Source organism: Planomonospora algeriensis (assembly GCF_977012225.1).
On the sequence record NZ_CDRNDK010000012.1, the window covers coordinates 1 to 15,247 of the forward strand.

Here is a 15,247-nt window from a genome sequence, read left to right on the forward strand (position 1 = left end):
GCGGCCGGGAGGGGGCCGGCCGCGAGCCCGTGTGCCGGGAACGCCCCGGGTGCGTCCGCGGGGTCGTTCGGGGGCCGGCCGGGGCGTGCCGGTTCCACGATTTGGCATCTTCTCCTCAGGGCGCGTAAGCTGTCCAACGCCGAAGACCGCCGGTCGTCGTCGGGCCTCATGGCCTGGCGGCCCAAGGATCCACATCAGTGGACGGCCTGCGCAGGTGTGATGTGAGTTTTCATTTGGATTGATTTCCTTATGTGAGCCCCGTGCGCCTGCGCCGGGGCTTGTTCTCATTTATGGGCCTTTACCGGCGGCACATCTGGAAGGAGGCCCATGGCGAAGGCGGAAAAGGCAACGGCTGTAGCCGAGCTGAAGAGCAGCTTCGAAGGCTCCAGCGCTGCCGTTCTGACCGAGTACCGCGGTCTCACCGTCGCCCAGCTCAAGCAGCTGCGCGTTTCTCTCGGTGAGAATGCGAATTTCGCCGTGGTGAAGAACACGCTGACCAAGATCGCGGCCAACGAGGCCGGGATCAGCCAGCTCGACGACCTGCTCGCGGGTCCGTCGGCGATCGCGTTCGTCAAGGGCGACGTGGTCGAGGCTGCCAAGAGTCTGCGTGACTTCGCCAAGGCCAATCCCCTCCTGGTCATCAAGGGCGGTGTCGTCGACGGTAAGGCGATGACCCCGGCCGAGATCAGCAAGCTTGCCGACCTCGAGTCGCGCGAGGTCCTCCTCGCGAAGCTGGCCGGCGCTCTGAAGGCGAAGCAGGGCCACGCGGCCGCTGTCTTCAACGCGCTGCCCACCAACATGGCTCAGCTGGCCGAGGCTCTGCGCGCGAAGCGCGCGGAGGCCGGCGAGTAGGTCCGCGCAGGCGGTCCCGGGGGATTAGCGCATACACACCGCGGTCCCAATTCTCATCAGTTAGATCCCCATACGGAGGAAATCATGGCGAAGCTCAGCACCGACGAGCTGCTCGACGCTTTCAAGGAGATGACCCTCCTCGAGCTGTCCGACTTCGTGAAGCTCTTCGAGGAGACCTTCGACGTCAAGGCCGCCGCTCCGGTCGCCGTTGCCGCCGCCCCCGCCGCCGGTGGCGGTGCCGCCACTGAGGAGGCCGAGGAGCAGGACGAGTTCGACGTCGTCCTCGAGGCCGCCGGTGACAAGAAGATCCAGGTCATCAAGGAGATCCGCGCCCTGACGAGCCTGGGCCTCAAGGAGGCCAAGGACCTGGTCGACGGCGCTCCGAAGCCGGTCTTCGAGAACAAGGTCAACAAGGAGCAGGCGGAGAAGGCCAAGGCCGCCCTCGAGGCCGCCGGCGCCACCGTCAGCGTCAAGTAATTCGCTTCACCGTAAGAGGGCGGGTCCACCAGGTGCCGGTGGATCCGCCCTTTTCGCGTCCGCGGTGACGGCGACGCCGCGCGTCGGGGCTCGGGGCTCGGGGCCGGCGGTGACGCCGGTGGAAAACGTCATCCCCTCTTGTTGTTGGACGATCGGTCTGATAGCCATGCGGTGACGGCGGCGGTCGGGCAGCCTGCCGCCGGAGCGGGCGGACCGGTCTTCTGGAGGACGGCGCGTGGGCGTGGAAGTCGTGGTCGAGGGCCTGACCAAGTCGTTCGGCAGGCAGGTGATCTGGGAGGACGTCACGCTGACGCTCCCGGCCGGTGAGATCTCGGTGCTGCTCGGGCCGTCCGGCACCGGCAAGTCCGTCTTCCTCAAGTCCCTGGTGGGCCTCCTGCGGCCCGAACGCGGGCACATCTGGATCGACGGGCACGACCTGGCCAACTGCAGCGAGAACAAGCTGTACGAGCTCCGCAGGCTGTTCGGCGTGCTGTTCCAGGACGGGGCGCTGTTCGGCTCGCTCAACCTCTATGACAACGTCGCCTTCCCCCTGCGCGAGCACACCCGCAAGAGCGAGGCGGAGATCCACCGCATCGTGATGGAGAAGATGGACCTCGTCGGCCTGATCGGCGCCGAGGGGAAACTCCCCGGAGAGATCTCCGGAGGCATGCGCAAGCGCGCGGGCCTGGCGCGGGCGCTGGTGCTCGATCCGGAGATCATCCTGTTCGACGAGCCCGACTCGGGCCTGGACCCGGTCCGCACGGCCTATCTGAACCAGCTCATCGTGGACCTCAACGCGGAGACCGAGGCGACCTTCCTCATCGTCACGCACGACATCAACACCGCCCGGACGGTCCCCGACGGCATCGGCCTGCTGTTCCGGCGGGAGCTGATCATGTTCGGGCCGCGGGAGATGTTGCTGTCCAGTGACGAACCGGTGGTGCGGCAGTTCCTCAACGCCCGCAGACACGGGCCGATCGGCATGTCGGAGGAGAAGGACGTCTCCGAGCTGGAGGCCGAGGCGCAGCTGGGGCACGATCCGGGGGTCCTGCCGCCGATCCCGCCGCAGCTGATGCCGAGCGAGAACCGGATGCGCCGTACCCAGCGCCCCCCGGGCGCGTGGCTGGCGGCCAACGGGGTCATCCCGCCGCCGAACTCGTTCGTGGACGATCGGGGACGCAACTGGCTGGAGGAGTACCCGAGGCTCGTCGCGGCCCACACCCGCGGGCAGGGGTGAGGCGGGCCTCCCGCGGGAGGGGCCTTCCCGGCGGCGCGTGCCGTACCGCGGCCGGTGCGGGATCCGGTCACCGGTCGCGGACCGGTGCTCCGACCGGCGCCCTCGGCGGGGTCGTGGCGGCGGTGTCGCGCGGACGAGGTTGGGAAAGGCCCGATGAGGATCCGTCCGCCGGGTTATGATCCGGCGATCGGGGACCTTTCGGCCCGTACGGCCGGGCCGTACGGACCCCGGTCCACCGCCCGGCCGCGCGACGGGAGACGAGCATGGCAGTGGAGGCCGGCAGGCCGTCTCGCCCGCTGAGGGTCGCCGGGGCCGTGCTCGGCGTGCTGATCGCCGTGCTGCTGGCGGCGGCTCTCTGGATCGGCGGGCAGCTGCGTGACGCGCAGGCGGCGGCGGACGACCGGGAGGCGGCGCTGCGCGCCGCGGGGACGCACGCGATGAACCTGCTCTCGGTGGGCTACCGGACCGTCGACGCCGACGTCGGGCGCATCCTGGACACCTCCACCGGGCCAGCCAGGGCCGAGTACGCCAGGACCGCCGAGGCGCTGCGGAGGACCACGACGGAGGAGAAGGTGGTCCAGACCGGCGCCCTGCGCGCGGTGGGGCTGGTCTCGCTGAACGGGGACACCGCCCGGGTGATGGTGGTCGGGGACGCCGTGATCGAGTGGGACGGGAGCAAGAACGCTCCGCAGGAGCGGTTCTACCGGTGGATCATGGAGGTCACCAGGACCGGAGGGAAGTGGCTCGTGTCGAAGGCGGAGCTGGTCCCGTGACGCGTGTTTCCCTGCTGGTCGGCGGGGTACTGACCGCCGTGGCGCTGGTGCTCGCGGTGGCGGTCGGCGTCATGTTCGCAGATCTGAGCAGGCTCCGCGCGGACGAGGAGGCCGGCAGGGAGGCGCTCGCGGCGGTCCGGTCGGTCGCCTCGGACATGCTCTCCTACGATCACCGCACGATCGAGCAGGATCTCGCGAGGGCCGCGGGATACGCCACGGGGGAGCTCACCGAGCATTACCGGCGGCTGTCGGCGACCCTGGTGCCGACGGCCAGGCGGCAGCAGGCGGTGCAGTCGGTGGCGGTCTCGGGCGCGGCGGTGGAGTCGGCCGGGCGCGACCGGGTCGAGGTGCTGCTGTTCATGAACGTGAGCACGGTGAAGACCCCGGCGGGGGAGAAGACGCCGCGCCGGCAGATCAGTCAGAGCCGGGCCCGTTTCGTGATGGTCAGGAAGGACTCCCGATGGCTGGTCGCGGAGTTGTCCACGCTGCTCGGAGACCCTCCGCCGCCGTGATCTCCCTGTCCGGGCATGGCGCGTTACCCAATTGTTGGTAAATCCTGTGTTTGAGAAACCTGCGGTCAGGGGTACACCCACCACGGCAGCGTCGATCGTCGGTCGGTTATCGGCTGGGGGTCGAGCCGCCGGGCGTCCGGGCGTTAACCTCTCCGAGGCGCGGGCATCGTCTGGAAGCCGGGCGGTGTGCCCGGCCGGCCGGTGGGAGAACTCCCAGCGTCCTGGCGGTTCCACGGCTGGAAGGCGGGATCCCGGGCTTGACGTTTCGGCTCCGACGAGCGATGCTGCGACCAACGTGGAGCATGCAGCGAGACTGAGGTGGACAGGCGTGTGCCGTTCGGCTACACTGCCCCTTTGCGCTGCCCTTTGACGACCCGCTTCTTTTGGTGCTCTGATGCATGGTCGTCTGGCGTGCGTGTAGTCAGTCCGCCGCGAGCCCTCGGAAGGACATCTGTTGGCAGCCTCGCGCAACGCCTCCGCCGTACCCGCCGGTCCCCGTCGTGTGTCTTTTGCACGGATTCAGGAGCCGCTCGAAGTTCCTGACCTTCTCGCCCTGCAGACCGAGTCCTTCGACTGGCTGCTCGGCAACGAGAAGTGGAAGGGGCGGGTCGAGGCGGCTCGCCAGGCCGGGCGCAAGGACGTTCCGGCCCAGTCGGGTCTCGAAGAGATCTTCGAGGAGATCAGTCCCATCGAGGACTTCTCCGGAACCATGTCCCTGTCGTTCCGGGACCACCGGTTCGAGCCGCCAAAGTACTCAGTCGATGAGTGCAAAGACAAGGACATGACCTACTCCGCCCCGATGTTCGTCACGGCGGAGTTCATCAATAACACCACTGGTGAGATCAAGAGCCAGACCGTGTTCATGGGTGATTTCCCGCTCATGACCGGGAAGGGCACCTTCATCATCAACGGCACCGAGCGTGTCGTGGTCTCCCAGCTGGTCCGGTCCCCGGGCGTCTACTTCGATCGCAGCATCGACAAGACCTCCGACAAGGACCTGTACGGCTGCAGGGTGATCCCCTCCCGGGGCGCCTGGCTCGAGTTCGAGATCGACAAGCGCGACAGCGTCGGCGTCCGCATCGACCGCAAGCGCAAGCAGGCCGTCACGGTCCTGCTCAAGGCGCTGGGCTGGACGAACGAGCAGATCCTCGAGCGCTTCGGCCAGTACGAGTCGATGCGCGCCACGCTGGAGAAGGACCACACGGCCGGCCAGGACGACGCCCTGCTCGACATCTACCGCAAGCTGCGTCCGGGCGAGCCGCCGACCAGGGAGTCGGCGCAGACCCTGCTCGAGAACCTGTACTTCAACCCCAAGCGCTACGACCTGGCCAAGGTCGGCCGCTACAAGATCAACAAGAAGCTCGGGGCCGACAGCGACATCACGCAGGGGACGCTGACCGAAGAGGACATCGTCGCCACCATCGAGTACATCGTCAAGCTGCACGCGGGCGAGGTCTCGATGAACGGTGCCTCCGGCCGCGAGGTCGTCGTCGAGACCGACGACATCGACCACTTCGGCAACCGCCGTCTGCGCACCGTCGGTGAGCTCATCCAGAACCAGGTCCGCCTGGGCCTGGCCCGCATGGAGCGCGTCGTCCGCGAGCGGATGACCACCCAGGACGTCGAGGCGATCACGCCGCAGACCCTGATCAACATCCGCCCCGTGGTGGCGTCGATCAAGGAGTTCTTCGGCACCTCCCAGCTGTCGCAGTTCATGGACCAGACCAACCCGCTGGCCGGGCTGACGCACAAGCGTCGTCTGTCCGCGCTGGGCCCCGGCGGTCTGTCCCGTGAGCGCGCGGGCTTCGAGGTCCGTGACGTGCACCCCTCGCACTACGGCCGCATGTGCCCGATCGAGACGCCGGAAGGACCGAACATCGGTCTGATCGGCTCGCTGGCCTCCTTCGGCCGGGTCAACTCCTTCGGGTTCGTGGAGACGCCGTACCGGAAGGTCGTCGACGGGCGGGTCACCGACCAGGTCGACTACCTCACCGCCGACGAGGAGGACCGGTACGTCATCGCCCAGGCGAACACGCCGATCGGCTCCGACGGCAGTTTCCTGGAGGACCGCGTGCTCGTCCGCCGCAAGGGCGGCGAGTTCGAGTCCCTGCGGGCCAACGAGGTCGACTACATGGACGTCTCGGCGCGCCAGATGGTGTCCGTGGCGACCGCGATGATCCCGTTCCTCGAGCACGACGACGCCAACCGCGCGCTCATGGGCTCCAACATGCAGCGCCAGTCGGTGCCGCTGCTCAAGAGCGAGGCTCCGCTGGTCGGCACCGGCATGGAGTACCGCGCCGCCACCGACGCCGGCGACGTCATCACCGCCGACAAGGCCGGTGTGGTGGAGGAGGTCTCCGCCGACTACGTCACCGTCATGAACGACGACGGCACCCGCACGACCTACCGGGTCGCCAAGTTCAAGCGTTCCAACCAGGGCACCTGCTTCAACCAGAAGCCGATCGTGGCCGAGGGCGACCGCATCGAGGTCAACCAGGTCATCGCCGACGGTCCGTGCACGGACGACGGCGAGATGGCGCTCGGCAAGAACCTCCTCGTGGCGTTCATGCCGTGGGAGGGCCACAACTACGAAGACGCGATCATCCTGTCCCAGCGCCTGGTCCAGGACGACGTCCTCTCCTCGATCCACATCGAGGAGCACGAGGTCGACGCGCGCGACACCAAGTTGGGCCCCGAGGAGATCACCCGGGACATCCCGAACGTCTCCGAGGAGGTCCTGGCCGACCTCGACGAGCGCGGCATCATCCGCATCGGCGCCGAGGTCGTCCCCGGCGACATCCTCGTCGGCAAGGTCACGCCCAAGGGCGAGACCGAGCTGACCCCCGAGGAGCGCCTGCTCCGCGCGATCTTCGGTGAGAAGGCGCGCGAGGTCCGTGACACCTCCCTCAAGGTGCCCCACGGCGAGCAGGGCAAGGTCATCGGCGTCCGCGTGTTCAGCCGCGAGGAGGGCGACGAGCTCCCCCCCGGCGTCAACGAGCTGGTCCGCGTCTACGTGGCCCAGAAGCGCAAGATCACCGACGGTGACAAGCTCGCCGGCCGCCACGGCAACAAGGGCGTCATCTCCAAGATCCTGCCGGTCGAGGACATGCCGTTCCTCGAGGACGGCACGCCGGTCGACATCATCCTCAACCCGCTGGGCGTGCCCGGCCGAATGAACGTCGGCCAGGTCCTGGAGACCCACCTCGGGTGGATCGCCGCCAGAGGATGGGACATCTCGGGCATCGAGGAGGCGTGGGCCGAGCGGCTCCGCGACAAGGGCTTCGGTCAGGTCGCCCCGCGCACCAACGTCGCCACCCCGGTGTTCGACGGCGCCAGCGAGGAGGAGATCGTCGGCCTGCTCGACAGCACCCTGGTCAACAGGGACGGCGGGCGGATGGTCGGCGAGAACGGCAAGGCGCGGCTGTTCGACGGCCGCTCCGGCGAGCCGTTCCCGCACCCGATCTCGGTCGGCTACATCTACATCCTGAAGCTGCTCCACCTGGTCGACGACAAGATCCACGCACGGTCGACCGGTCCGTACTCCATGATCACGCAGCAGCCGCTGGGCGGTAAGGCCCAGTTCGGCGGCCAGCGGTTCGGCGAGATGGAGGTGTGGGCGCTGGAGGCGTACGGCGCCGCCTACGCCCTCCAGGAGCTGCTGACGATCAAGTCCGACGACGTCCTCGGCCGGGTGAAGGTCTACGAGGCCATCGTCAAGGGCGAGAACATCCCCGAACCGGGCATCCCCGAGTCGTTCAAGGTCCTCATCAAGGAAATGCAGTCGCTGTGCCTGAACGTCGAGGTGCTCTCCAGCGACGGCATGTCCATCGAGATGCGGGACACCGACGAGGACGTCTTCCGCGCGGCGGAAGAGCTCGGCATCGACCTGTCCCGGCGTGAGCCGAGCAGTGTCGAAGAGGTCTGATCTAGAAGCTGAGGAGGGGAATACAAGTGCTGGACGTCAACTTCTTCGACGAGCTTCGGATCGGCCTCGCGACGGCCGACGACATTCGCCAGTGGTCGCACGGCGAGGTCAAGAAGCCCGAGACGATCAACTACCGGACCCTCAAGCCCGAGAAGGACGGACTCTTCTGCGAGAAGATCTTCGGTCCGACCCGGGATTGGGAGTGCTACTGCGGTAAGTACAAGCGCGTCCGTTTCAAGGGCATCATCTGTGAGCGCTGCGGCGTCGAGGTGACCCGTGCCAAGGTGCGCCGTGAGCGGATGGGCCACATCGAGCTGGCCGCGCCCGTCACGCACATCTGGTACTTCAAGGGCGTCCCGTCTCGTCTGGGATACCTGCTCGACCTGGCCCCGAAGGACCTCGAGAAGGTCATCTACTTCGCGGCGTACATGATCACGCATGTCGACAAGGACCTGCGTGAGCGCGACCTGCCGTCGCTCGAGGCGAAGATCTCCGTCGAGCGCCAGCACGTCGAGCAGCGCCGCGACGCGGACGTCGAGGCCCGGCAGAAGAAGCTCGAGTCCGACCTGGCCGAGCTGGAGGCCGCCGGCGCCAAGGGCGACCAGCGCCGCAAGGTCCGTGAGGGCGCCGAGCGCGAGATGCGCCAGCTCCGTGACCGGGCTCAGCGTGAGCTGGACCGGCTGGACGAGGTCTGGAGCCGTTTCAAGAACCTCAAGGTCCAGGACCTCGAGGGCGACGAGCTGCTCTACCGCGAGATGCGCGACCGCTTCGGCCGCTACTTCCGCGGCGGCATGGGCGCCCAGGCCATCCAGGAGCGCCTGTCCAACTTCGACCTCGAGGCCGAGGCCGAGAACCTCCGGGAGACGATCCGCAGCGGCAAGGGGCAGAAGAAGGCCCGCGCGCTCAAGCGTCTCAAGGTCGTCTCCGCGTTCCTGAACACCCGTAACTCGCCCAACGGCATGGTCCTCGACTGCATCCCGGTCATCCCGCCGGACCTGCGCCCGATGGTGCAGCTCGACGGTGGCCGGTTCGCGACCTCGGACCTGAACGACCTGTACCGCCGGGTGATCAACCGGAACAACCGCCTCAAGCGGCTTCTCGACCTCGGCGCGCCCGAGATCATCGTGAACAACGAGAAGCGGATGCTCCAGGAGGCCGTCGACGCGCTGTTCGACAACGGCCGCCGCGGCCGCCCGGTCACCGGACCCGGCAACCGGCCCCTGAAGTCCCTGAGCGACATGCTCAAGGGCAAGCAGGGCCGTTTCCGCCAGAACCTGCTGGGCAAGCGAGTCGACTACTCCGGCCGTTCGGTCATCGTCGTCGGCCCGCAGCTGAAGCTGCACCAGTGCGGTCTGCCCAAGCAGATGGCGCTGGAGCTGTTCAAGCCGTTCGTGATGAAGCGCCTGGTGGACCTGAACCACGCGCAGAACATCAAGTCGGCCAAGCGCATGGTGGAGCGGGCCCGCCCGGTCGTGTGGGACGTCCTCGAAGAGGTCATCACCGAGCACCCCGTGCTGCTCAACCGCGCGCCCACCCTGCACCGCCTGGGCATCCAGGCCTTCGAGCCGCAGCTGGTCGAGGGCAAGGCCATCCAGATCCACCCGCTCGTCTGCACCGCGTTCAACGCGGACTTCGACGGCGACCAGATGGCCGTGCACCTGCCGCTGTCGGCCGAGGCCCAGGCCGAGGCCCGCATCCTGATGCTGTCCACCAACAACATCCTGAAGCCGGCCGACGGCAAGCCGGTGACCATGCCCACCCAGGACATGATCATCGGTCTCTACTCCCTGACCACGATCAAGGACGATGACGAGAACGCCGTCGGCGCGGGACGGGTCTTCGGCTCGGTCTCCGAGGCGCTCATGGCCTTCGACCGGCGCGAGCTGGACATCCAGGCCAAGATCCAGATCAGGCTGAAGGGCGACGTCCCGCCGCCTCGCGGCTGGTCGGCTCCCGAGGGCTGGGAGCCGGGCGACTCCTACCGCCTGGAGACCACGCTGGGCCGGTGCCTGTTCAACCAGACGCTGCCGGCGAACTACCCGTACGTGAACTTCCAGGTCGGCAAGAAGCAGCTCTCGGTCATCGTCAACGAGCTGGCGGAGAAGTACCCGAAGGTCGAGGTCGCGGCCGCGCTGGACGCGCTCAAGGACGCGGGCTTCTACTGGGCGACCGCGCGGGTGTGACGATCTCCATCGAGGACGTCATCGCGCCGCCGAACAAGGCCGAGATCATGGAGTCGTACGAGCGCCGGGCCGACAAGGTCCAGCGGGAGTACGAGCGCGGTCTCATCACGGACGAGGAGCGCCGTCAGGAGCTCATCGAGATCTGGACGCACGCGACCAGTGACGTGACCGACGACATGCAGAAGGCGTTCCCGAAGACCAACCCGGTCTGGATGATGGTCCAGTCGGCGCCCGAGGAAACCTGATGCAGGTCCGCCAGATCTCCGGCATCCGCGGTCTGGTGTCCAACACCAAGGGTGAGACGATTCCGCGTCCGATCAAGGCCTCGTTCCGCGAGGGCCTGTCGGTGCTGGAGTACTTCATCTCCACCCACGGACAGCGGAAGGGCCTGGCGGACACCGCGCTGCGGACCGCCGACTCGGGTTACCTGACCCGTCGTCTGGTGGACGTCGCGCAGGACGTCATCATCCGCGAGATCGACTGCGGTACCGACCGCGCGGTCCCGCTGCACGTCGGTGAGCGCGACGCCTCCGGCAACCTCGTCAAGGCGGAGAACGCCGAGAGCAACGTGCACGGCCGCATCCTGGCCGAGGACGTCGAGGTGGACGGCAAGGTCGTCGTGCCCGCGGGCGTCGACATCAACGACACCCACGTGACCGCGCTGGTCGAGGCCGGCGTGGAGACCGTCAGGACCCGCAGCGCGCTCGTCTGCGAGGCCAAGATCGGCGTCTGCGCCACCTGCTACGGCCGTTCGCTCGCGACCGGCAAGCTGGTGGACGTCGGCGAGGCGGTCGGCATCATCGCCGCCCAGTCGATCGGTGAGCCGGGCACGCAGCTGACGATGCGCACCTTCCACACCGGTGGTGTGGCGGGTGCGGACATCACCCACGGTCTGCCCCGTGTGCAGGAGCTCTTCGAGGCGCGCATCCCCAAGGGTGTCGCCCCGATCAGCGAGGCCGAGGGCCGGGTCCGCATCGACGAGACCGACAAGACCCGGAAGATCGTGATCACGCCGGACGACGGTTCCGACGAGATCGCCTACCCGGTGTCGATGCGGTCGCGTCTGCTGGTCTCCGACGGCCAGCGGGTCTCGGTCGGCCAGCAGCTGATCGCCGGTGCCGTCAACCCCAACGAGGTGCTGCGCATCCTCGGCCCGCGGGCCGTGCAGCTGCACCTGGTGGCGGAGGTCCAGCAGGTCTACCGCTCGCAGGGTGTGTCGATCCACGACAAGCACATCGAGATCATCGTGCGCCAGATGCTCAAGCGCGTGAACGTGCTGGAGTCCGGCGACACGGACATGCTCCCCGGTGAGCTCGTCGAGCGGCCGCGCTTCGAGCGGATGAACCGCGAGTGCGTGGCGGAGAGCGGCACGCCGGCCTCCGGCCGTCCGGTCCTCATGGGCATCACCAAGGCCTCGCTCGCCACCGAGTCCTGGCTGTCGGCGGCGTCCTTCCAGGAGACCACCCGGGTGCTCACCGACGCGGCGATCCACGCCAAGTCGGACTCGCTCCTCGGTCTCAAGGAGAACGTCATCATCGGAAAGCTCATCCCGGCCGTACCGGCATGCCGCAGTACCGCAACATCCGGGTGGAGCCCACCGAGGAGGCCAAGGCCGCGATGTACACCGTCGGCGGTTACGACGGTTCGGCCGCGGACTACACCTTCGGCTCGGGCTCGGGCGAGGCCGTGCCGCTGGAGGAGTACGACTTCGGCCAGTACAACCGCTGACCTCTCGGTCGCGGGCAGGTCCTGAGCGGCGCCCGGGTCCCTTCGGGGACCCGGGCGCCGTATCTCTTGGTACGGCTTGACCTGATCTTTGCGGCGAAAGCTGTACGTTATGAGGAGAACGGCCGGAGAGGTCGTTCGCAACGGGTAAACTCATGCGGGGACCCGACAGCGATCGGCCGGAAACCGGTCGCGGGAGTCACGACACGGATCCGGACGATTGCGACAGCGCCCGGCAGGTGCAGCGGTTTTGACGTGTTGCGCTTGACTGGGTAGTCTCTACTTTCGTGCCCGTGGCTTCATGGGCCCTCACGCGTGCGCGTCGGCAGGTTTCCCACGGGGAGTCGACGGAGGCGCCGTGTGGTCTCCTCCACTGGGCCGGCCTAGCTCGGGAGTGGCGCGACAAGAGCGCGACACGCCCGACCGCGTGGGTCGGAGTGGATGGAAAACCAGCAGGTCATGACACCGGCAGTACCTGCGAAATGAACGACCATTCGAATTACCGGCAAGCACGAACGGAGACGCGGTGCCTACGATTCAGCAGCTGGTCCGCAAGGGCCGCCAGGACAAGGTCACCAAGACCAAGACCCCGGCGCTCAAGGCCAGCCCCCAGCGACGCGGCACCTGCATGCGCGTTTACACCACGACCCCGAAGAAGCCGAACTCGGCGCTCCGCAAGGTCGCGCGTGTCCGGCTCACCAACGGCATCGAGGTCACGGCCTACATTCCGGGTGTCGGTCACAACCTCCAGGAGCACAGCATCGTGCTCGTCCGCGGTGGTCGTGTGAAGGACCTGCCGGGTGTTCGCTACAAGATCATCCGTGGTTCGCTCGACACCCAGGGTGTCCGCAACCGCAAGCAGGCCCGTAGCCGTTACGGCGCGAAGAAGGAGAAGTAAGAATGCCTCGCAAGGGTTCTCCTGGCCGTCGTCAGCTCATGGCTGACCCGGTCCACAACTCGCCGCTGGTCACCGCGCTCATCAACAAGGTGCTCCTGGACGGCAAGCGCTCCATCGCGCAGTCGATCGTCTACGGCGCCCTGGAGGGGTGCAAGGAGAAGACGGGCAACGACCCGGTCGTCACCCTGAAGCGCGCGCTGGACAACGTCAAGCCCACCCTCGAGGTCCGCAGCCGCCGTGTCGGTGGCGCGACCTACCAGGTCCCGGTCGAGGTGCGCGCCGCGCGCAGCACCACCCTGGCCCTGCGTTGGCTGGTGCAGTACTCCCGCGCCCGCCGCGAGAAGACCATGACCGAGCGCCTCATGAACGAGCTCCTCGACGCCAGCAACGGCCTCGGCGCGAGCGTCAAGAAGCGCGAGGACACCCACAAGATGGCCGAGTCCAACAAGGCCTTCGCCCACTACCGCTGGTAACAGCGGGTTCGACGAGACGACGAGGACGCGAGAGAAGTGGCCACCACGACCGCTCTTGACCTGGCCAAGGTCCGCAACATCGGGATCATGGCCCACATCGACGCGGGCAAGACCACGACGACCGAGCGCATCCTGTTCTACACCGGTATCACGTACAAGATCGGTGAAGTCCACGAGGGCGCAGCCACCATGGACTGGATGGAGCAGGAGCAGGAGCGTGGCATCACCATCACCTCCGCTGCCACCACCTGCGAATGGCTCGGTCACACGATCAACATCATCGACACTCCGGGTCACGTGGACTTCACCATCGAAGTGGAGCGCTCGCTGCGTGTCCTCGACGGTGCCGTCGCCGTGTTCGACGGTGTGGCGGGTGTCGAGCCCCAGTCCGAGACGGTGTGGCGTCAGGCCGACGGTTACGGCGTGCCGCGCATCTGCTTCGTCAACAAGATGGACCGGGTCGGCGCGGAGTTCCACCGCTGCGTCGACATGATGGTCAACCGCCTGAACGCCACGCCCGCCGTCATCCAGCTTCCCTGGGGCGTCGAGGCCGGCTTCAAGGGCGTCATCGACCTGGTGAAGATGAAGGGCCTGCTCTGGAGCGCCGAGGCGGCCAAGGGCGAGATGTACGAGGTCGTGGACATCCCGGCGGACCACGCCGAGGCTGCCCGCGAGTGGCGTGACAAGCTCGTCGAGACCGTCGCCGAGAACGACGACGAGCTGATGGAGCTCTTCCTCGAGGGCGTCGAGCCCACCGAGGAGCAGCTGGTCGCGGCCATCCGCCGCGCCACGCTGGCCAGCGCCATCAACCCGGTCCTGACCGGCACCGCGTTCAAGAACAAGGGCATCCAGCCCCTGCTCGACGCGATCGTCGCCTACCTCCCCGCGCCGACCGACATCCCGGCCTTCCGGGGCCACGCGGCCGGCAACGAGGAGGAGGTCGTCGAGCGTCACGCGGACGTCACCGAGCCGTTCTCCGCGCTGGCCTTCAAGATCATGAGTGACCCGCACCTGGGCCGGCTCACCTACATCCGCATCTACTCGGGCACGCTCGAGACCGGCACCGCTGTGGTCAACTCGGTGAAGGGCAAGAAGGAGCGGATCGGCAAGATCTACCAGATGCACGCGAACAAGCGCGAAGAGCGCCCGTCCGCGCACGCCGGTCAGATCGTCGCCGTGATGGGCCTGAAGGACACCACGACCGGTGACACCCTGTGCGACCCGGCCCACCCGGTCGTCCTGGAGTCGATGACGTTCCCGGCCCCGGTCATCAACGTCGCGATCGAGCCCAAGACGAAGAGCGACCAGGAGAAGCTCAGCACCGCCATCCAGCGGCTGGCCGAGGAGGACCCGTCCTTCCAGGTCCGCCGTGACGAGGAGACCGGTCAGACGGTCATCTGGGGCATGGGCGAGCTTCACCTGGAGATCCTCGTCGACCGGATGCGCCGCGAGTTCAAGGTCGAGGCCAACGTCGGCCGGCCGCAGGTGGCCTACCGGGAGACCATCCGCCGCAAGGTGGAGAAGATCGACTACGTCCACAAGAAGCAGACCGGTGGTTCCGGCCAGTTCGCCAAGGTCATCATCGACATTGAGCCGCTGGGCGAGGGCAACGACGGGTACGAGTTCGAGAACAAGGTCTCCGGTGGCCGCATCCCGCGGGAGTACATCCCGTCGGTCGACGCGGGCGCCCAGGAGGCCGCCGAGTTCGGTGTTCTCGCCGGTTACCCCATGGTCGGGGTGAAGGTCACCCTGCAGGACGGTGCCTACCACGAGGTGGACTCGTCCGAAATGGCCTTCAAGATCGCTGGCTCGATGGCCTTCAAGGAGGCCGCGCGCAAGGCGGACGCCGTAATCCTGGAGCCGGTGATGGCCGTCGAGGTCATCAGCCCCGAGGACTACATGGGTGACGTCATCGGTGACCTCAACGGTCGTCGCGGGCAGATCCGGGCGATGGACGAGCGCGCAGGCGCCCGTGTCGTCCAGGCGATCGTGCCGCTCTCTGAGATGTTCGGCTACGTGGGCGACCTCCGTAGCAAGACGCAGGGACGTGCGAGCTTCAGCATGCAGTTCGACTCCTACGCGGAAGTGCCCCAGCACATCGCCAAGGAGATCGTCGCGAAGGTCCGGGGCGAGTAGTTGACTGCCAGGCCGGCCTCGAAGGGGGTCGGCCTCCCCGAACCCGAGTGAAAAGA

At 67.4% G+C, this 15,247-nt stretch carries 9 protein-coding genes and 1 pseudogene; all 10 read left to right on the top strand.

All coding sequences use genetic code 11. The features are described 5' to 3' along the window. Positions 1 to 327: 327 nt before the first annotated feature. The 10 genes and pseudogenes from rplJ (at position 328) to fusA (ending at position 15,191) form a co-directional block, all read left to right on the top strand. Positions 328 to 852 (top strand): 50S ribosomal protein L10, encoded by a 525-nt coding sequence (rplJ, locus tag ACWJ6R_RS02540; protein WP_449060649.1) that lies wholly within the window; start codon positions 328 to 330, stop codon positions 850 to 852. A gap of 84 nt (positions 853 to 936) precedes the next feature. Continuing rightward, on the top strand, positions 937 to 1,329 hold the full coding sequence (rplL, locus tag ACWJ6R_RS02545) for a 50S ribosomal protein L7/L12 (protein WP_191893938.1): 393 nt from the start codon (positions 937 to 939) through the stop codon (positions 1,327 to 1,329). A gap of 235 nt (positions 1,330 to 1,564) precedes the next feature. After that, the gene (locus ACWJ6R_RS02550) at positions 1,565 to 2,566 is read left to right on the top strand and encodes an ABC transporter ATP-binding protein (protein ID WP_449060650.1); all 1,002 of its coding nucleotides are present in this window, start codon (positions 1,565 to 1,567) and stop codon (positions 2,564 to 2,566) included. Between the two features lie 263 nt (positions 2,567 to 2,829). Further along, positions 2,830 to 3,339 carry a hypothetical protein gene (locus ACWJ6R_RS02555; protein ID WP_449060651.1) on the top strand — a complete coding sequence of 170 codons (510 nt, stop codon included), beginning with the start codon at positions 2,830 to 2,832 and terminating at the stop codon, positions 3,337 to 3,339. Beyond that, positions 3,336 to 3,851, top strand: coding sequence for a hypothetical protein (locus ACWJ6R_RS02560; RefSeq protein ID WP_449060652.1), 516 nt, complete (start codon positions 3,336 to 3,338; stop codon positions 3,849 to 3,851). Before ACWJ6R_RS02555 ends, ACWJ6R_RS02560 begins: the two co-directional genes overlap by 4 nt. A 454-nt stretch (positions 3,852 to 4,305) precedes the next feature. Then, positions 4,306 to 7,776 carry a DNA-directed RNA polymerase subunit beta gene (gene rpoB, locus ACWJ6R_RS02565; RefSeq protein WP_189235078.1) on the top strand — a complete coding sequence of 1,157 codons (3,471 nt, stop codon included), beginning with the start codon at positions 4,306 to 4,308 and terminating at the stop codon, positions 7,774 to 7,776. A gap of 26 nt (positions 7,777 to 7,802) precedes the next feature. Continuing rightward, a pseudogene (locus tag ACWJ6R_RS02570) lies at positions 7,803 to 11,687 on the top strand (DNA-directed RNA polymerase subunit beta'). A gap of 523 nt (positions 11,688 to 12,210) precedes the next feature. After that, entirely contained in the window at positions 12,211 to 12,582 is a 372-nt protein-coding gene (rpsL, locus tag ACWJ6R_RS02575) for a 30S ribosomal protein S12 (RefSeq protein ID WP_012887826.1), read from the top strand. A gap of 2 nt (positions 12,583 to 12,584) precedes the next feature. Continuing rightward, on the top strand, positions 12,585 to 13,055 hold the full coding sequence (rpsG, locus tag ACWJ6R_RS02580; RefSeq protein WP_068896530.1) for a 30S ribosomal protein S7: 471 nt from the start codon (positions 12,585 to 12,587) through the stop codon (positions 13,053 to 13,055). 87 nt (positions 13,056 to 13,142) lie between these two features. Continuing rightward, entirely contained in the window at positions 13,143 to 15,191 is a 2,049-nt protein-coding gene (gene fusA, locus ACWJ6R_RS02585; RefSeq protein ID WP_449060663.1) for an elongation factor G, read from the top strand. Positions 15,192 to 15,247 lie beyond the last annotated feature (56 nt).